The sequence below is a fragment of the Denitrobacterium detoxificans genome, from assembly GCF_015062615.1.
Lineage (GTDB): Bacteria > Actinomycetota > Coriobacteriia > Coriobacteriales > Eggerthellaceae > Denitrobacterium > Denitrobacterium detoxificans_A.
Genome location: NZ_SUUH01000001.1, coordinates 646,197 through 665,714, shown reverse-complemented (window position 1 = coordinate 665,714; position 19,518 = coordinate 646,197). Strand labels below are relative to the sequence as shown.

Below are 19,518 nucleotides of genomic sequence, written 5' to 3'. Positions count from 1 at the left end.
TAATTCGTCTTGCGTAATCCGATTTGCTATGGGACAATACCTCAGCATTCGGGCGATTGGCGCAGCGGGAGCGCAAATGCCTTACAAGCATTAGGTCGCAGGTTCGAATCCTGCATCGCCCACCACGAATCACGTCCGCACCGGTTTCGGTGCGGGCTTTTTTGTACCCATAATAACGTTGCGATTGTGTCACGCGGGCGGGTTTTCCACATCATCTGGCATCTGAGGGTAACAGATTTGGACAGTTGATGGGGATTGTTTGGCTCTGTGTGTGGAAAAAGTGGATAGAAATACACGAGGGGTAAAATGGAAAACGGAGATGATATAAATGATGGATTTTACCCTCAATGACATTGTTTTGTACGGCTCGAATGGCGTTTGTAAGGTGGATGCCATCGAGGAACGCGATATGGGAACTTATTACATCTTGCGTCCCGTTCACAAGTCTCACACCAAGCTCATGGTGCCCGCGAGCAACGAGCGTTTGCTCAATCGCATTCGCGCTATTCCTTCGAAAGCCGATGCCAAGCAGTCCATCAAGGCTGCCCTCAGCGCAGAGCCCTCTTGGATTTCCGACGCCAATGCGCGCAAGGAACGCGCGAAGGAGATTCTGGAAAGCGGTACCGAATACGAGTTGCTCATGCTTGCGCGTAGCTTCTACCTTCACAAGCAGAAGGTGCTTGAAGCCGGGAAGAAGGCCACGTCGAGCGACAATGGCATTCTGCGTTCTGCGCAAGAGCGCGTGCGCGACGAGTTTTCCGTCGTGTTTGGCATCGAGCCGGAAGAGGTCGACGAGTTCATCTTCGCCGAAGCCTAAATCGCTTGTCCCATAGCTTTGCAGCCCCGCATGCGTCAAGTCGTCGCATGCGGGGCTTTCGTATGCGTGTCTGGGCGTATTGCGCCTGCTGGTGTGCTAAAGTGAAGACATCCGATACCCGAGGTTAGGGGGCTGTCATGTACCATTCGATCCTCGTTCCGTTCGATAATTCCGAACATGCGCGCAACGCGTTGAAATCCGCTCTTGAGATTGCGAAGCTGGAAGACGATTCGCGCATCACCGTGCTTTACGTGGTGGATATGCCAGATTTCGGCGACCCCACCTTTGCCATGGCTGTTCAAATGGCGGGTATGACGAGCCCCTCTGCTGAAACTACGTTGGAAATGCAGCGTGAATTCTACGAGAAGAAGCGCGAGTCGCTTATTGCTACGGTTGCCCCTCTTGTGGGCGAAGCCAACAACGTGGTGTATCGTACCGGTTCGGGCAAGCCCCAGGACGTCATTTCTGATATGGCTAATAGCGGCTCCTTCGACCTGGTGGTCATGGGTTGCCGTGGCTTGGGCGCGCTGCGCGGTGCGCTGGGCAGCGTAAGCTATGCCGTGCTGCGCTCGGTTGACATCCCTGTTCTCGTGATGAAATAGGCCCATGTCGAAGCCTACATACGACATCATTATCGTGGGCGCAGGTCCCGCGGGCATTTTCTGCGCCCTTTCGCTGCTGGAAGCCCGTCCCCAGGCGCGTATCGTCATGGTGGAAAAGGGCCTTCCCATTCAGGAGCGTGCATGTCCGAAGGAGAAGGTTGGGCGGTGCGTTGGCTGTCAGCCATGCCGCATTACCACGGGCTTTTCGGGTGCGGGCGCCTTTTCCGACGGAAAACTTTCCCTTTCGTGCGAGGTGGGCGGCAGCTTGCCACAGCTCATTGGCGAGCAGCGTGCGCAGGATGCCATTTCCGTCGTTGATGGCATATACCTGTCCTTTGGCGCGGATGAACACGTCGAGGGTCTGGGCGCCACGCATGAGGTCGCTGATATTCGACGTCGCGCTATTAAGGCGGGCCTGAAGCTCGTCGATTGCCCCATCCGCCATTTGGGAACCGAGCAGGCGCAGCAGCTGTATGGCCGTATTCAGCAGGCGCTGCTCGATGCGGGCGTGGAACTGCGCTTCGAATGCGAATGTACGCGCTTGCTCATCGACGATGGCGTGTGCAAGGGCGTTTGCGTTTCATCCGGCGCGGGCGAGGAAGAACTCCGCGCGCATAAGACGGTCGTTGCCACGGGCCGTAGGGGAGCCGATTGGCTCGATCGCATCTGTCGCGAATACGGCATTGCGCACGAGCCGGGCCCCGTTGACATTGGCGTGCGCGTGGAAGTGCGCAACGAGGTCATGGAAACGGTGAACAACGTGCTCTACGAGAGCAAGCTCATCGGTTATCCGAACCCGTTTCGCAACAAGGTGCGCACGTTCTGCCAGAACCCCGGCGGCTTCGTGAGCCAGGAAAACTACGATGGTGGCCTGGCGGTGGTGAATGGCCATTCTTACAAGGCGCGCAAGTCGCCGAACACGAACCTGGCCATCCTATGCTCCATGAACTTCCGCGAGCCGTTCGATCGGCCCATCGCGTATGCCCAGAGGGTGGGCGAACTCACCAACATGCTTGGTGCGGGGCATATTCTGGTGCAGCGCTATGGCGACATTCTCGATGGCAAGCGCACGTGGCCTAATGAGCTCGTACGCGCCAACGTGCGTCCCACCTTGCCCGATGCACAAGCGGGCGATATTACCAGCGCCATGCCGTATCGCGCCATGACCAACATCCTGGGGTTCATGAAGTCGGTTGACGAGGTGGTCCCCGGGTTTGCGGCCGAGGAAACGCTGCTGTATTCTCCCGAGCTGAAGTTCTACAGCAATCGCGTGAAGATGGACGATTCGTTCGTCACGAATGTTGGTGGCCTGCACTGCCTGGGCGATTCCAGTGGCTGGACGCGTGGGCTCATGATGGCAAGCGTGATGGGCTACCTGATGGGCAAGGAGTTAGGCGAACATGTATAGCAATGTGAATTTCGACCTGGGTGGCACCTGCGTGCGCGTGCTCGACCAGACACGCCTGCCGAACGAGGAAGTGTATCTGCATCTTTCCACGCCCGAGGAATGCTACGACGCCATTGCGCGGCTGTGCGTTCGCGGGGCGCCTGCAATCGGCATTTTCGCGGCGTTCGCGATCGCTCAGATAGCGCGCAATGAATCGCCCTCCCACGAAGATGATGCGGCCTTCTTCGCGCGCATACGCCAGGTTTCGGAATACTTGGCGAGCAGCCGCCCCACTGCCGTGAACCTGCGCTGGGCGCTGCGTCGCATGGAGGGCGTCATGGATGCGTGCGAGGGGCGGGGCCGCGAGGATACGCTTGCTGCGCTGCAGGCCGAGGCGCTTGCCATTCAGGCGGAGGATACGTCTATTTGCGAACGCATTTCCGAACTGGGACTTTCGCTCTTGGAAGATGGTTGGGGGCTCATCACGCATTGCAATGCCGGGGCTATCGCAACGAGCGCATATGGCACGGCTCTGGGCCCCATGCTTCTGGGAGCGGAACGCGGTATGCAATTCCACGTGTTCGCCGACGAAACGCGGCCATTGCTTCAGGGCGCGCGCCTTACCACCTACGAGCTGAGCAAGGCTGGGGTTGACGTTACGCTCATCTGCGACAACATGGCCAGCATCGTTATGTCGCAGGGGAAGGTGCAGGCGTGTCTGGTGGGCTGTGACCGCGTGGCCGCCAATGGCGACACCGCGAACAAGATTGGCACGAGCGGCTTGGCCATCATCGCGCATCATTACGGCGTGCCGTTCTACGTGATGTGTCCTACGAGCACCATCGACATGTCGTGTGCGAGCGGGGCCGACATTCCCATTGAAGAGCGCAACGGCGACGAGATCAAGACGATGTTCTATTCCCGGCCCGTGGCTCCGGCGAGCGTTCCCTGCTATAACCCGGCGTTCGACGTGACCGACCATAGCCTCATTACGGCCATCGTTACCGAAAAGGGCATCTGCCGCGCGCCGTACGATCGGAGCTTGGCCGCGATCATGAAGGGGTAACGCCATGAGCAAGCTGTGCTATCTGGTATTCGCATGCGGCATCTGCCTTGCGCTTGCCGTGTTTGCCCTGGGCATTCTGCTCGTAGGGTACCAAGCGTGGGATGCGAAGCACGTCGTTACGCTCGTGGCCCTGGTTGTGGCCGCCGTGGTGCTTGGGGTGCTTGCCTACCGCGAGGCGCAGCGTAGGGGCTAGCACTTGCCCCAGGCAGCTGGCCTACCACCATCCATGTGATTCTTCGGGTAGCTCCACGAGCCCCACTTCGAGCAGCTTCCCGTTTGCGATAAGCGCGGTCATGCAGCTGGGCGCGCTGCCTCCGCGTGGGCGCGAGGTGCTTCCCGGGTTCAGGTAGCGTACGTTCCCGATGGTCTGGTCGCGCGGGATATGTGTGTGTCCATGAACGACGACATCGACGTTGTCGGCGGGGATGCCAATATCCTCGGGGCGATGCACGATGAAGAACGTTACGCCGCCGATGGTGGTCGTCACGCTGAAGGGCAGGTCGAGCGACCAATCGTTGTTGCCGCTCACGGCCGTGATGGGGGCGATGGTCTGCAGTTCCCAAAGCACGCTTTCGCGCTCCACGTCGCCTGCGCAGATGATGCGCTCGCAGCCTCGAAGGGCCTCGTGCAGCGATTCGGGCACGTGTCGGTGCAAATCGCTTACGATTCCTATCTTCATGTGCGGCCTTCTTCCCATGCTGTTTTTGCGTCATCGGTCTTTCGCTGTATTGTAGCGTGATACCGTAATATCCTTATTGATTACAGAGCACTCTCATTGCATCGAGCGGAAGGTGGGCACGGCGCCATGGCTGAATACATCGAAGGTAAGCGACCGGTCATCGAGGCGCTGCGCACGCGCGTCCCGGTGGAGCGCGTCTTGTTGGCCGACAACGCCCAGCGTGACGGCCTGGTGCAGGACATTCTGCGCAAGGCGAAGGCCGCTGGCGTGAAAGTCGACATGGTTCCCCGCGCGCAGCTCGACAAGCGTTCCGAGCGTGGTAGCCACCAGGGTGTCATGGCCCAGGCGAAGCCGTTTCCCTACGCGGGCCTTTCCGACGTGCTTGCTCATGCCGAAGGCCAGGCCAAGCGCGGTAATGGCTCGGCCCTGATTGTTCTGCTTGATCACATTACCGATGCGGGCAATCTGGGCGCCATCGCCCGTTCCGCCGAAGTGGTGGGCGCTGCCGGCATCATCATTCCGAACAAGCGATCCGCGCGCGTGACCGCCGCAACCTACAAGAGCTCCGCAGGCGCCATTGCCCATCTGCCCGTTGCCCAGGTGGCCAACGTGAAGCAGGCGCTCGAGCGCTGCAAGGAGAATGGCTTCTGGGTGGCCGGCGCGTCCGAGAAGGCCGACCAGACTATTTGGGATAGCAACATGAAGGGTAAGATCGTGCTCGTCATGGGCAACGAGTCCGAGGGGCTTGCGCGCCTCACGCAGGAATGCTGCGACTTCTTTACCGCGTTGCCGCAGGTGGGTAAGACGGCGTCGCTGAACGTCGCCCAGTCGGCCACCGCCATCATGTACGAGTGGCTTAGGCAGAATCAGTAGGCAACGTAGGTTTCGGGGTAGTCGCATTTCGTGCGGCCGTGCGGAGGTATGAGTGAAGCATCGCAATAAAATTCTCATCGTCGATGGGTACAACATTTTGCGTAGCGGAAGTCGGTATCGCCATCTGCGCGAATCGGAGGACTTCACGTACGAAGTGCTCAATCGCGTGCGCGAGGCCCTTATTAACGATGTGATCGCCTACATGGGGCGCGACTATCGCGAGGCAGTGGTTGTGTTTGATGCTGGGCAGAACAGTGAGTCCGAAGGTCGCGAGGAGCGCGTGGGCGGCGTGCGCGTGATATTCAGCCCCGCGGGCCGAAGCGCCGATTCCGTTATCGAGAAGATCTCCCACGATGCCCGCGAACGCGGCTGGGAGGTCATGGTGGTCACGAGTGATGCCACCATTCAGGATACGGTGTTTGGCCTGGGCGTCGATCGCATGAGCGCCGATGGCTTCAGCCGCGAGGCCGACCTGCTCGACGAGGAAACGCGTCAGGAAGCCGGCCCTGCAGTGTCGCGTAAGAACACCGTTGCGGGCCGCATCAACGCCGACACGCTTCGCAAGCTCGAGCAGCTGCGCGATTCCATGTAGGCAGCCGCCCTGCGCTCGCCTATTTTCCCTGGGTTTTCATCTCTGCCGTGTAGAAGACGTGCCCTGTAAACGAGCCTGCCGCGTACATGGTGCCTTCTGTGGAGATGATATCGTTCGACGGAGTACCGCTTAGGCTTCCATCTTCGTGAACCGTTCCCATGCAATCCGCGGGCGACCATACGGTTTTCTCCTGGTGGGTCGTCTGCTGGATGCGGTAGTTTCCTTCCGAGGCGATTTCCGGCTGGCATTCCGCGTCTACGCGAATGAGTTTGCCCTCGGGGATGACGCCCCGGACAAGAATCTGGTAGGTATCGCTGGTCTGAATGGCGCCTGCGTTCAGTCCTTCGTGCGAGATGTACGTGGGGATGACAACCTGGTAGGTCCCGTTTTGATGGGTTCCGTTATCGTTGCCGTCTGACGTGTCGAGTCCAGGGTCTTGCCAGGTTCCCTGCGTCGTGTCGTAGGTGATTGCGATTTCTCCGTATTGCGAACGTGGGCCCTGCTCCCATGTCCCCGATTCTGAGTTGAAGAACTGCGTTGCGGGAGTCTGTTCCTTGGGTTCGGCGAGGGCGTGCGATGGCATGAATGCTCCTAGGGAGAGGCATGCGGCCAGCATTCCCGCTCCGGCTATCTGGGCGATGCGCTTTGCTTGGTGTTCCATTTGCGGCTCCTTCGTGGTTGTTCTATTGGGCGTGTAGGGTGAATTCGAATGACATGGGGTTGGTTTCGCCGTGCGTGCGCACGTCCAATGCGGTGAACGAAAGGCGCGCGGCATAGGTCCCCTCGGGGACGGTGCGAGAAAGGGCGATCGAGTCAATTTGCTTGCCGGGCGCTATGAAGCAGCCCCAATCGACAACGTTTCCCGCTTCGTCTCGTACGATGGGATTGAAGACGCATTCGCCGTCTTCGAAGCTTCCGCTTCCGTCCAGGTCGACATGGATGTGAGGTGCCATGTCCACGGCGTTTCCCGCGGGGTTTGCCAAAGTGACGTGCTGCGTGGTGGCGTTGGCCCGCCATGTCGTCTGGTCCTCGCTCGGCGATTGGAAGATTGTTGAGCTTCCAATGGCGGTATGCGTCTGCGCGGCTTCGGCGTTGCCTTCCCCTTGCCCGGCAAAGGGCGTGGGAGCGTTGGCCGTCGAAGAGTCGATGGCGATGACCGCTGCCCAGAGAAGGAGTACGACGCCCAAGCAGATGCATCCGATGGTGCGTATTCGCTTCGCCATGTTGTTCATCGTTTCCTCCGTAGGCTCGTTTGTCTTGGCTTGGGGTATCCTCGTGCGGCGCGCTGGGCGACAAATGCCACGGCAAGCGTCGTGATCATGCATGCAACGATGGCACATACCGTTCGTGTTGCATCGTCGTGCGTGGGTGGGGAAGCATGGGCCGGCTTTGGGGGCTCCCTTGGAATGGGCGCTTCGGGTGGTTCCGGTTCGTTTTCCACGTTGAGCGTGACCTGGCTGGCGAATTCGCTGGCCCCTTCCATGCAAATGAATCCCTGGTCGTTTATGGTGAAGCACGTTCCCTGCGCGGCATCCTCGCTTATGAGCCAACCGGATGGGGCCTTCGTTTCCCGTATGCGATACGTGCCATGCTCAAGGCGCTCGATGCATGCCGTGCCGCTTTCATCCGTTTCCAGCTGCATTGGCTGCGCATCTGCGTCTTCGCTTGCGATTTCGAACGTTGCTCCTGCAAGCGGCTTGCCCGTTTCCGAGCAGGTCTTCTGGATGCGCAACGAGGTGGCCTCGTCGGTGGTTGCCGCAGGGGCTACCATTGCGGTTTCGGCCTGGCCCTCGTACGTGAGCTCTATGGGATGCTCTTCGGGGTCGAGTGCGTATCCGTTGGGGGCTTTGGTTTCGTAGAACCGATATGACCCCAGGTAGAGTTCGCCTGAATTTGCGGTACCGTCTTCGCCGCATGTAAGCTGGGCCACTATATCGCCTTCATGAGCGCGTATGGTACCGTCGGGCGTTGCTATGTCGCTTGCCGCGCATATGTTGTATTGCGCCCCGGCGATGCCCGTACCTGTTACGTCGTCGCTTTTCGAAAGGACAATCATCCCCTTTGCTGGTTCGTTCGTAATGGTGATTACCAGGGGGTTGTCCCAGGTGCGCGACGTACTGTCCACGGTGAAGGGCACGGGGTCGGGGTCGAGGATGTATCCTGCGGGGGCCTGTATTTCCTTCAGCGTATACGTGCCGTCGTGGAGCATCATGGGCAGCGTTGCCTCTCCGGAGCCATTTGTGGTCCACGTATCCATGGTGGTTGATTCGGGGTAATGCGCTTCGTAGGTAACGAGGCATCCACTCTGGTCGTAGAGCTGAAACGAGCAGGGAAGGAGAATGGGCTTGCCCGTTTCGCCGTCGATCTTCACCACTTTCAAGGGCGATTGGGGTACGGTGTCGGTGACGAGTGCAGGCGCGTCGTATTGCCTGTTGGCGCTTATCGTGATGCGCCAGTCGGGCACGGTTGCTATGGTCGCCCCTGCGTGTGCCTCGCTGAATGCGCGTTGCACGTCGCTGGGAATGACTTCGTGAATGCGGTACGTTCCGTACGCGAGTGCCCCAGCCCAGCTTGCTGGCGTGGGCCAGCCGTTGGCGGTTTCATTGCGCGTGGATGCCAGGCCGTTTGCATCGACGGCGATGGTGCAGACTGTATCGCCCTTTTTCACCAGGGCATTGCCGGGCTCTGGTGAGGCAACGTCGTGATCGTTCTCGTTGATGATTTGGAATTGAACCCCTGTCGCCAGTTCGTCGATGCCCGCTTCGGAAGCGACCTTTTTCACGAGCCTGAAGTCGCCCCGCTGCACGCTGTCGGGTTGGTCGAATGGGGCATAGCATGCGAAATCGGCTGATGTTGCGTTCGTGTTGTCGCTGGTGATGCGCACGACGTGAAGCGGTGTGGCATGTCCCGCGCCATCGTCGAGTGCGTACCCCGCAGGAGCCTGCACCTCTTGGATGGTTATGGTGCCCAGGGGCACGATGGGCTGCTTCTGCGCGTTGCGATAGAGCGCGTCGCCTTGCTTCAGGTATGAGTCGTTGAAATGAACTTCGCCCTGCTCGTCGGTTTCGAACGTCCAGGATCGAACGGCGGTAGATGGAAGGTTTCCCTGGTCGTAGTAGCCGTCGTAATAGCGTACGGTGAAGCGTGCTCCCGCCAGGGAGCCTGCGCCTTGCGAGCAGTTGCCCGTTTGCGGGTCCGTTTTGCGTAGAAGCAAGTCGATGGGGTTTCCCGTCGGTTCGTCGGCGACTACGCCTCCCGCTCCCGCAACGCGCGTGGTGGCGTTGGGCGAAACGCTTACACGGAACTCCCTTCCGTTCAGTGCGTACCCTTTGGGTGCCTTCGTTTCCCGTACGCTGTACGTGCCGCAGGGCAGGTCGCCTGAACGTGCGTATCCGCGTTCGTCGGTAACGAGCGTCGCTGCGCGATTGCCCGAGGCATTCTGTACTTCGAACTCGGCTCCTTGCAGGGAATAGCACGCATTTCCGCTGGTTATCGATGTGTTCGACGATTCCTTCTGCAGCTCGATTCTGCCGCGCGGGGCGATGCGCACCTTGTATAGGCCGGCACCCGCCTGGTAGCGCCCTCCGCCGAGCGAGCTGCCTCCGTCGGGCCCCTTGAATCCGGGCGTGACGAGCCCGATGACGATGTAGTCCTTCTCGACGGCCATGAGGCGCAGGCGTATGGGCGTATCGTCGTTGTAGTTGTTCCCCTCGATCACGTCGCCCGTGGAGACCGCTCCGCGAAAGGGCGAGGATGCGTGGCAATACAGTAGTGTGACCAGGGGATAGATGTACGAGTTGGTTTCGCCGTTCCAATACAGGGACCGATTTCGCTCGCGTAGCTGCGCCCCCATGCTGTAGGCCCAGGCGGGAACAGTGGAGTCGTTGTTTCCCTTCCAGCCGCGTACGGGCAGTGACGTGCAGAAGCTCATGTACTTCCAGCCCGTGGATTCGCCGATGATGCCGTCTTTACCGAAGGCGTACCCGCTGTAGAGGGCGGCATCCACGTCGTCGAGTGTGCGGCCGTCCTTGATGGTGTCGTAGAACTCATCGTCTTCGTTGCCGCCTGCCGCTTTGATGCGGTAGCCGTATTGCGTGATCCACTTTGCTGCTTGGTGCTCGGCTGCGCTTAGGTCGCCTTGCTCGTCTATGCGAGTGTAGTTTGTCTGCCCCGTGTAATCCCATCTGTCGCCGGCATGGTACGTGCGTGCATCAAAATCGGTGAGCTCTACGTTGGGGATGGATTGCCAAGCGCCCGATACTCCCTTGCCGTCACCCTCGGCGCCCCACGCCTTGCCCGTATCGTTGCTTATGGTCACGTCGAGCGAGGCGACGGAAAGGGGGCTGCCCGCCACGTGGAGCGTGCCCGTATCGGGGTCGTATGAATAGTTGCTCCGCGGCAGGGGAGTGGGCGCATCGTTCACGTGTATGACTAGGTTATCTGCGGTGATGGCGTGCTCTTCGCCATGCCCCACAAGGGGTACGTCGATCTGCGTGTCTATGATGGGCGTTGCCACGGTAGCTTCGGCGAATGCCGCCGTGACGTTCGCTTCGTTGTGCACGCGTACATCGACGTGGCCCCGCATAAGCCCCTCGGTGGGATCGTGTGCCACCACGAGTTGCACCTGCATCTGCCCTTCTGCGTCTACGACGTGCTTGGGCAAGTAGGCGATGCCGGTGGAGAAATCGAAGGATGCATCGCTTATGGTGCGACCCGTGTCGTCGGCATGCGCGCATACGGCATCTACGATGACGTCGCCTCCACAGAGTGCTTGCGGCGATGCGTAACATATATAGTAGTGAGAGTTCGGGGCGGTTTGGTAGATGGGCATGCGGTATATCTGTTGCGCAAGCACGTAATCGAGAAGGGCATCATCGCCGCGCTCGAACGCATCGTCGAGCGTGAACCCGTCCCAGAGGGCACCCTTGTCTACCAGCGTGTACTTCACGAGCGCATACGCCCCGGTTTCAACCAGTTCGTTGGCCGTTCCTGCGAACAAGCTCTGCAGTGGGTGTTCCTCGGCTTCGGTAAGGGGGCGGCTTTCGGGCTGCGCATGCTCTTGCAGGAAGGTGCCAATGGGTTCGTGCGCTGCGCGCGATGTCTCGTTCGCGTACGCCTGCGAGCGCGGAAAGGGCGCCATGCTCGTGGGCAGGCAAAGCGTCACGGCGAGTAGGGCCGCCATGCAGGGGTAGATTCGCTTGCGCATTGCTTGGGGCGCGCACATGCACCCTCCTTTCGCGAGTAACGTTGCCTGCGAAAGATGGTGGGGGAACGCACGTGCATTTCGTGATGAGAAAAGTCGCGCAAAGGTTGCGGTATCGTGGCGCCATTCATGCGCTATAATCGCGGTCGAGCTTACGGCGCCTATCTATTGCCCAAGCTCCTTCTTTCCAAAATAATTCCATAGCTTAAAAAAATATTTCTTGACTCTTGACAGCGGGGCAAGTATTCTATTTCGTTGCAACTTTTTGCAAAAAGACGGATTTTCTTTAAGGAGGAAAAGCCCCGTGGCGAAAGCAGAAACAACCGCTCCCACCAGCCTTTATAGGAGCCGCAGAAGCTTCGCGAAGATTCCGTCCGTTATGGACGTGCCCAACCTCATCGCCATTCAGACGGAAAGTTTTGATTGGTTTACGAAAGAGGGCCTCGACGAAGCATTCAAGGACATTTGCCCCATCGAGAGCAACACCAAGGACATGCGCGTCGAAATTGGCGGGCATAGCTTTGGCGAGCCGAAGTACTCGGTCGACGAGTGCAAGCGCAAGGATGTGAGCTACCAGGCTCCTCTGTTCGCCGAAGTTCGCTTCACGAATCTCGAAACTGGCGAAATCAAGGAACAGGACGTGTTCATGGGCGACTTCCCGCTCATGACCCCGCGCGGTACGTTCATCATCAACGGCACCGAGCGCGTCGTCGTTTCTCAGCTGGTTCGTAGCCCTGGCGTGTACTTTGGCGCCGAGCGCGACAAGACCAGCAACAAGACCGTGTACAACGCGAAGATTATTCCTTCCCGTGGTGCATGGCTGGAATTCGAAACCGACAAGCGCGACATCCTGTCCGTGCGCATCGACCGCAAGCGCAAGCAGCCTGCTACGCTGCTCGTTCGCGCTCTTGGCCTGGCCGAGACGCACGAGGAGATCGTCGAGCTGCTCGGCGATTCCGAAATGGTGCTCCGCACGCTCGACCGCGACCCTGCCACCACGCGTGACGAGTCGCTCATCGAGTTGTACAAGCGCTTCCGTCCGGGCGAGCCGCCCACAATCGATTCCGCTCGTACGCTGCTCGATGGTCTGTTCTTCAATCAGCAGCGCTACAACCTCGCACGCGTTGGTCGTTACAAGATCAACAAGAAGCTGGGCTTTGACTCCGAAAACGATTCCTCCACGCTTACCAAGGAAGATATCCTCGCGTCCATGCGCTACATCGTGGCGCTGCACGACGGTGAAGAAGGCTATGTCACCGACGATATCGACCACTTTGGCAACCGCCGCATCCGCACGGTTGGCGAGCTGATTCAGAACCAGTTCCGCATCGGTCTTTCCCGTATGGAGCGCGTCGTCCGCGAGCGCATGAGCATGCAGGAGCCCGACGACATCACGCCGCAGAGCCTGATCAACATCCGTCCCATCGTGGCGGCCATCAAGGAGTTCTTCGGCTCTTCGCAGCTGTCCCAGTTCATGGACCAGTCCAACCCCGCAGCAGGCATTACGCACAAGCGTCGTCTGTCCGCTCTGGGTCCTGGTGGTCTGTCCCGCGAACGCGCCGGCTTCGAAGTTCGCGACGTTCACAACTCCCACTACGGTCGTATGTGCCCCATCGAGACGCCTGAAGGCCCGAACATCGGTCTTATCGGTTCTCTGGCCACCTATGGTCGCGTGAACTCCTACGGCTTCATCGAGTCGCCGTATCGCCGTGTTGAAAACGGCAAGGTCACCGATGACGTCGAGTACCTTACGGCCGACGAAGAGGAAAAGCACACTATTGCCCAGGCCAACGAGCCGTTCGATCCCGAAACGCGCGTCTTCGGCCACAAGGTCGATGGCAAGTTCGTTCCCGCAACCCGTATCCTTGCCCGTACGCGCAACTCGCGTGGCGAGTTCGGTGACCCGAGCGAAGTGCCCGTCGACATGGTCGACTACATGGACGTTTCGCCGCGTCAGATGGTATCTGTCGCTACGTCGCTCATTCCCTTCCTCGAGCACGACGACTGCAACCGCGCCCTCATGGGTTCGAACATGCAGCGTCAGGCAGTGCCCCTGCTCAACCCGCATGCTCCGCTGGTTGGTACGGGCATCGAGCACCGCATCGCGGTTGACTCCGGCGAGATTCTGGTAGCCCAGAACCCCGGCATCGTCGACTACGTCGACGGCGAGGTCATCAACGTGCTCACCGACGACGGCGAGTACGACGAGTACCTGGTTCCCAAGTTCCAGCGCTCCAACCAGGGCTACTGCATGAATCACAAGCCCATCGTCCGCAAGGGCGACCGCGTCGAGGCCGGCGACGTCCTGGCCGACGGCCCCAGCTGCGACAAGGCTGAACTGGCCCTGGGTCAGAACCTCATGATCGCCTACATGCCCTGGGAAGGTTACAACTACGAGGACGCTATCATCATTTCCGAGCGCGTTGTCGCAGAAGACCTGCTCACGAGCATTAACATCAGCGAGTATGAAGTCGACGCCCGTGACACCAAGCTTGGGCCCGAGGAAATCACTCGCGAAATCCCGAACATCAGCGAGGATATGACGAGCGACCTCGACGCCGACGGCATCATCCGCATTGGCGCCGAAGTTCACCCCGGCGACGTCCTGGTGGGCAAGGTTACCCCGAAGGGCGAGACCGAGCTCACGGCTGAAGAGCGCCTGCTGCGCGCCATCTTCGGCGAGAAGGCTCGCGAGGTTCGTGATACGTCCCTGAAGGTGCCCCACGGCTCCGGCGGTCGCGTCATCGACATCCAGCGCTTCAGCGCCGAGAACGGCGATGAGCTGGCTCCCGGCGTCAACGAGCAGGTTCGCGTGTTCGTTGCCCAGAAGCGTAAGGTTCAGCAGGGCGACAAGCTGTCCGGTCGTCACGGTAACAAGGGTGTTATCTCCAACGTACTTCCCGTGGAAGACATGCCCTACCTGGCCGACGGCACGCCCATCGACGTCATGCTCAATCCCCTGGGCGTACCTTCCCGTATGAACGTTGGTCAGCTGCTCGAATGCCACCTTGGCTGGGCTGCCAAGTGGGGTTGGTCCGACGACGAGAACTCCGACGAGGTCGTCGACCATTCCATCTTCGTGTCCACGCCCGTCTTCGACGGCGCGACCGAGGAAGAGATCGCCGACGTCATCCAGAAGGCGAACCGCAACCTCATCAACATCCATCACAAAAAGTACGGCGACATGGCGCGCGAGGAATTCGTTCCCCAGCTGAACTCGTTCGGCAAGACCACGCTGTACGACGGTCGTACCGGCGAGCCCTTCCGCGAGCCCATCACTGTCGGCTTCCCGTACATCCTGAAACTCGGCCACATGGTCGACGACAAGATCCACGCCCGCTCGACTGGCCCCTACAGCCTGATCACGCAGCAGCCTTTGGGTGGTAAAGCCCAGTTCGGTGGCCAGCGTTTCGGCGAGATGGAAGTGTGGGCTCTGTACGCATACGGTGCTTCCAACGTGCTGCAGGAGATCCTCACCATCAAGTCCGACGACACGATCGGCCGTGTGAAGAGCTACGAGAGCATCGTGAAGGGCGAAAACCTTCCCGCCCCGGAAGTGCCCGAGTCCTTCAAGGTTCTCGTCAAGGAAATGCGTTCGCTGTGCCTGAACGTCGAGCTCGAAGGCGAGCAGGGCGTTATCGACGTCGCCGAGACGCACGAGCCCGAGGACGACGACTCCAAGGTGCTCGCCGGCATGGTGGCGGATGCCAAGAAGACCGAAAGCGAAGAGGATGGCGCGCTCGATGCAATCGCAGCCGACCTTGCCGAACTGCTTTCCGATGATCTGAAAGACGGTAATGATTTCGATACCACCAGTGAAGGGGAGGAGCGCTAAATGACTGAGTACGATGTGAACAACTTCGACGCACTGCGTATCTCCCTGGCTAGCGCGAAGGACATTCGCGTATGGTCCCACGGCGAAGTGAAGAAGCCGGAAACCATCAACTACCGTACCCTGAAGCCCGAAAAGGACGGCCTGTTCTGCGAGCGCATCTTTGGTCCCACGAAGGACTGGGAGTGCGCCTGCGGTAAGTACAAGCGCATCCGCTTCAAGGGCATTGTGTGCGAGCGCTGCGGCGTTGAAGTCACCCGCAGCAAGGTTCGCCGCGAGCGCATGGGCCACATCGAGCTCGCTGCTCCCGTGAGCCACATCTGGTACTTCAAGGGCAGCCCCAGCCGCCTGGGCTACCTGCTCGACATTCCTCCGAAAGACCTGGAGAAGGTGCTCTACTTCGCGAGTGCCATCGTAACCAGCGTCGACAAGGAAGCACGCGAGGCCGACGAAGCCGATCTGCGCGACGAGCTGGAAGCCGATCTTGACGAGCTGGATGCCGAGCGCGATCGCCTGGTAGAGGCCACCCGTCGCCTCTCCACCGACTACGTGCCCGAAGAAGACGACATCGATGACGACGAGCGCATGACCCCCGAGGAAATCGAGGACGAGCTCGCCGACATCTACGAGGAGTTCAACGAGCGCAAGGCTCTGCGTTCGGAAGCCTTCGAGGCCTTCATGAAGATCGAGCCCAAGCAGCTCGTTCCCGACGAGGCTCTGTATCGCGAGATGCGCCTGAACTACAGCGATTACTTCAAGGGCGGCATGGGCGCCGAAGCCGTGCGCGACCTGCTCGATGGCATGGACCTGGAAGCCGTTGCCGAAGAGCTCGCTGAAGTCATTGCCACGGGCAAGGGCCAGAAGCGCGCCAAGGCCGTGAAGCGCCTGAAGGTCGTTGACGCTTTCCTGAAGAGCGACAACAACCCCAGCGACATGATCCTCGACGTTATCCCCGTCATTCCGCCCGATCTGCGCCCCATGGTGCAGCTCGACGGTGGCCGCTTCGCTACGAGCGACCTGAACGACCTGTATCGTCGCGTTATCAACCGTAACAACCGCCTGAAGCGTCTGCTCGACCTCGGTGCCCCCGAGATCATCGTGAACAACGAGAAGCGCATGCTCCAGGAAGCCGTCGACAGTCTGTTCGATAACGGCCGTCGTGGTCGCCCCGTCACGGGCCCCGGCAACCGTCCGCTGAAGAGCCTCTCCGACATGCTGAAGGGCAAGCAGGGCCGCTTCCGCCAGAACCTGCTGGGTAAGCGCGTCGACTACTCTGGCCGTTCCGTTATCGTCGTTGGTCCTGAGCTGAAGCTGCATCAGTGCGGCCTGCCCAGCCAGATGGCTCTGGAGCTCTTCAAGCCCTTCGTAATGAAGCGCCTGGTCGAGCTTGAGTACGCTGCCAACATCAAGGCTGCAAAGCGTGCCGTCGACCGTCATGCCAGCTACGTATGGGACGTGCTCGAAGAGGTCATCACCGAGCATCCCGTGCTGCTGAACCGCGCACCTACTCTGCATCGTCTGGGCATCCAGGCGTTCGAGCCGGTGCTGGTGAACGGCAAGGCCATCAAGCTGCATCCGCTCGTATGTACGGCTTTCAACGCCGACTTCGACGGTGACCAGATGGCTGTGCATGTGCCCCTGTCCTCTGCCGCCCAGGCCGAGGCCCGCGTGCTCATGCTTTCTGCCAACAACATCAAGTCGCCTGCTCATGGTCGTCCGCTCACGATCCCCACGCAGGACATGATCATCGGCCTGTACTACCTCACGGCCGCCCGCGACAACTTCCCCGGCGAGGGTCGCATCTTCGCAAGCTTTGCCGACGCCCGTCATGCATACGATGCGCATGCCGACGTCGACCTGCAGGCCAAGATTGTCGTGCGTCTCGACCGCGACACCGAAGTTGCCGAGAAGTTTGGCGAGCCCGTGCTGCGTAAGGCAGGCGAGCGCATCCAGACCACCATCGGCCGTATCACGATCAACGCCGTGCTGCCCGACGACTACCCGTTTCTCAACTACGAGCTGAACAAGTCCGAGGTTAGCCGCCTGATCGAGGACTGCTGCCGTCGCTACACCACCAGCGAGATGGAGCCCATCCTGGACGGTCTGAAGTCCAACGGCTTCCACTACGCTACGCGTGCTGGTCTTACCGTTTCGGTTTACGACGCCACGGTGCCGCCCAACAAGGGCGAGATCCTGGCCAAGGCCGACGAGGAAGTCGCTCGCATCGACGAAGACTACGAGATGGGCCTGGTAAGCGACGAAGAGCGTCACAAGCAGGTCGTCGACATCTGGACCGATGCCAACGAGGCCGTCGGCGATGCCATGGCGAAGAACTTCGACCACTTCAACCCCATCTACATGATGGCGTTCTCTGGTGCTCGTGGTAACATCAAGCAGATTCGTCAGCTGGCTGGTATGCGTGGCCTTATGTCCGACCCGAAGGGCGAGATTATCGACCAGCCCATTAAGTCGAACTTCCGCGAGGGCCTATCCGTACTGGAATACTTCGTTTCCTCGCACGGTGCTCGTAAGGGTCTGGCCGACACCGCACTGCGTACGGCCGACTCTGGTTACCTCACCCGTCGTCTGGTCGACGTTGCCCAGGACGTTATCGTTCGCGAAATCGACTGCGGCACGCACGAGGGCGTTCCCTATCCGCTGCATAACGCGAAGGGCGAACTCGACGAGAACCTCATCGGCCGTTGCCTGGCCGTTGCTGCCGTAAGCGAAAACGGCGAGGTCATCATGGACGCCGACGAGTACATCGACGGCATGGAAGACATGAAGAAGCTCGTCGAAGCTGGCGTGAACGAGGTCACCATCCGCACGATTATGACCTGCCATGCCGAGCATGGCGTGTGCCAGAAGTGCTACGGCTGGGATCTTGCAACGAGCCGCCCCGTCAACATCGGCACGGCCGTCGGCATCATCGCCGCTCAGTCCATTGGCGAGCCTGGTACGCAGCTTACGATGCGTACGTTCCACTCCGGTGGCGTCGCTGGTGACGACATCACGCACGGTCTTCCCCGTGTTACGGAGCTTTTCGAAGCCCGTAAGCCCAAGGGCCAGGCTGTGCTCGCCGAAATTGCCGGCACCATGCAGGTTCGTGGCGACAAGCAGACGAAGACGATCACCATCCACGACCAGGATGGCAACATCCGCGAGTACGTGGTATCCGCTCGCGCCCAGCTCATGCCGGGCCTGAACGACGGCGACGAAGTCGTTGTGGGCCAGCAGCTCACGCGTGGTTCCGTGAACCCGCACGACCTGCTCCGCCTCACCGACCCGAACACCACGCTGCGCTACATCGTGTCTCAGGTCCAGGACGTGTATGTGTCCCAGGGTGTAGATATCAACGACAAGCACATCGAGGTTATCGCGCGTCAGATGCTGCGTAAGGTTGCCGTGCTCGACGCTGGCGATTCCGACTACCTGCCGGGCCGCCAGGTCAACCGCTACGAGTTCGAAGGCGTTGCCAACAAGCTCGTTCTGGAAGGCAAGGAGCCTCCCACGGGTCAGCCGCTGCTGCTGGGCATCACGAAGGCCTCGCTGGCCACCGATTCGTGGATGTCGGCCGCATCGTTCCAGGAGACCACCAAGGTTCTTACCGACGCCGCCATCGAAGGCAAGACGGACAACCTGGTTGGCCTGAAGGAGAACGTCATCATCGGCAAGCCCATTCCGGCTGGTACGGGCCTGAAGCGCTATCGCAACGTTGGCCTTACCTACAAGGGTCGCCCGGTGCACATGGGTGGCACCGACACGCTGCCCGAGTACGCTCCCGACGAGCTGCGCACCACCGAGGAGCTGCTCCCGCAGCCTCAGGATTGGTCGCTCGACGGCGACAGCTACCTGAACATGGGTGGTAGCTACTCCAGCTACTTCAACAGCCTGGGTGCCAGCCGCACCAAGCAGCTGTCCGACGAGGAAGCGCGCCTGTACATCTACGACGATCTGGGCGTGTCGCAGCGTTGGGCCAACAAGTTCAGCGAAGCGGGCATCGAGACGGTTGCCGACCTGGTTGGCTATACCGAAGACGACCTCATGCGCATCGAGGGCATCGGCGCCAAGGCCATTGAAGAGCTGAAGACGGGCCTGGAAGCCCACAACCTGCTGCGCGTCATCGAAGACGACCTGGTTGCTTCCAGCGACGACATGAGCCAGCTGCTCGATATGGTGTTCTCGCCCGACGACACCATCCTCATCGGCGGCGATCAGCCCGCCACCTTCAACACCGAAGGCGAGGATATGCTGGGCGAGGCTCTGCCTCCGCGCTCTTACCAGCGCAACCTGGAAGAGCTCGACGCGCTGCTGGGTGGCATCGGCGATTTGAACCTGCACATGGGCGAGTCCGATGATTCGGATAACGCTTCGGATGCGCAGGACGACGCGGAATAACCGCTCATTACATGCGTGAGATGGGGCGCAGTTCATCTGCGCCCCATTGCTATGCGATGAAGGAGAACT

At 60.1% G+C, this 19,518-nt stretch carries 13 protein-coding genes and 1 tRNA gene; 10 read left to right on the top strand and 4 right to left on the bottom strand.

Annotated elements, in window-relative coordinates:
* Positions 1-50: 50 nt before the first annotated feature.
* From E7002_RS02795 to E7002_RS02770, 6 genes are all read left to right on the top strand, one after another.
* Positions 51-125: transfer RNA gene (locus E7002_RS02795), tRNA-Val, on the top strand.
* A gap of 203 nt (positions 126-328) precedes the next feature.
* Entirely contained in the window at positions 329-817 is a 489-nt protein-coding gene (locus tag E7002_RS02790) for a CarD family transcriptional regulator (RefSeq protein ID WP_303727391.1), read from the top strand.
* Positions 818-954: 137 nt separating this feature from the next.
* Entirely contained in the window at positions 955-1,419 is a 465-nt protein-coding gene (locus tag E7002_RS02785) for a universal stress protein (RefSeq protein WP_303727390.1), read from the top strand.
* Positions 1,420-1,423: 4 nt separating this feature from the next.
* The gene (locus E7002_RS02780) at positions 1,424-2,827 is read left to right on the top strand and encodes an NAD(P)/FAD-dependent oxidoreductase (RefSeq protein ID WP_303727389.1); all 1,404 of its coding nucleotides are present in this window, start codon (positions 1,424-1,426) and stop codon (positions 2,825-2,827) included.
* The gene (gene mtnA, locus E7002_RS02775) at positions 2,820-3,872 is read left to right on the top strand and encodes an S-methyl-5-thioribose-1-phosphate isomerase (RefSeq protein ID WP_303727388.1); all 1,053 of its coding nucleotides are present in this window, start codon (positions 2,820-2,822) and stop codon (positions 3,870-3,872) included. The genes E7002_RS02780 and mtnA overlap by 8 nt, the downstream gene beginning before the upstream one ends.
* A gap of 4 nt (positions 3,873-3,876) precedes the next feature.
* Positions 3,877-4,065 (top strand): hypothetical protein, encoded by a 189-nt coding sequence (locus tag E7002_RS02770; RefSeq protein ID WP_303727387.1) that lies wholly within the window; start codon positions 3,877-3,879, stop codon positions 4,063-4,065.
* A 21-nt stretch (positions 4,066-4,086) separates the two neighbouring features.
* Here E7002_RS02770 and E7002_RS02765 read toward each other — a convergent pair whose 3' ends face one another.
* Positions 4,087-4,551 carry a metallophosphoesterase family protein gene (locus E7002_RS02765; protein ID WP_303727386.1) on the bottom strand — a complete coding sequence of 155 codons (465 nt, stop codon included), beginning with the start codon at positions 4,549-4,551 and terminating at the stop codon, positions 4,087-4,089.
* Positions 4,552-4,677: 126 nt separating this feature from the next.
* On the opposite strand from E7002_RS02765, the gene rlmB reads away from it, so the two are divergent.
* Positions 4,678-5,424: a 23S rRNA (guanosine(2251)-2'-O)-methyltransferase RlmB gene (gene rlmB, locus E7002_RS02760; protein WP_066660810.1), complete on the top strand. Its 747-nt coding sequence runs from the start codon at positions 4,678-4,680 to the stop codon at positions 5,422-5,424.
* Between the two features lie 52 nt (positions 5,425-5,476).
* Positions 5,477-6,016 carry an NYN domain-containing protein gene (locus tag E7002_RS02755; RefSeq protein ID WP_303727385.1) on the top strand — a complete coding sequence of 180 codons (540 nt, stop codon included), beginning with the start codon at positions 5,477-5,479 and terminating at the stop codon, positions 6,014-6,016.
* Between the two features lie 19 nt (positions 6,017-6,035).
* Here E7002_RS02755 and E7002_RS02750 read toward each other — a convergent pair whose 3' ends face one another.
* Genes E7002_RS02750 through E7002_RS02740 form a run of 3 tightly spaced genes read right to left on the bottom strand, consistent with a single transcriptional unit; the run spans position 6,036 to position 11,240 of the window.
* On the bottom strand, positions 6,036-6,677 hold the full coding sequence (locus E7002_RS02750; protein WP_303727384.1) for a hypothetical protein: 642 nt from the start codon (positions 6,675-6,677) through the stop codon (positions 6,036-6,038).
* Between the two features lie 22 nt (positions 6,678-6,699).
* Complete coding sequence (locus E7002_RS02745; protein WP_303727383.1) at positions 6,700-7,239, bottom strand: hypothetical protein; 540 nt, start codon at positions 7,237-7,239, stop codon at positions 6,700-6,702.
* A gap of 5 nt (positions 7,240-7,244) precedes the next feature.
* Positions 7,245-11,240 carry a SpaA isopeptide-forming pilin-related protein gene (locus E7002_RS02740; protein ID WP_303727382.1) on the bottom strand — a complete coding sequence of 1,332 codons (3,996 nt, stop codon included), beginning with the start codon at positions 11,238-11,240 and terminating at the stop codon, positions 7,245-7,247.
* Positions 11,241-11,523: 283 nt separating this feature from the next.
* Here E7002_RS02740 and E7002_RS02735 point away from each other — a divergent pair, with 283 nt between their 5' ends.
* Both E7002_RS02735 and E7002_RS02730 read left to right on the top strand, forming a co-directional pair.
* Entirely contained in the window at positions 11,524-15,054 is a 3,531-nt protein-coding gene (locus E7002_RS02735) for a DNA-directed RNA polymerase subunit beta (RefSeq protein WP_303727381.1), read from the top strand.
* Positions 15,055-19,449, top strand: coding sequence for a DNA-directed RNA polymerase subunit beta' (locus tag E7002_RS02730; RefSeq protein WP_303727380.1), 4,395 nt, complete (start codon positions 15,055-15,057; stop codon positions 19,447-19,449).
* Positions 19,450-19,518 lie beyond the last annotated feature (69 nt).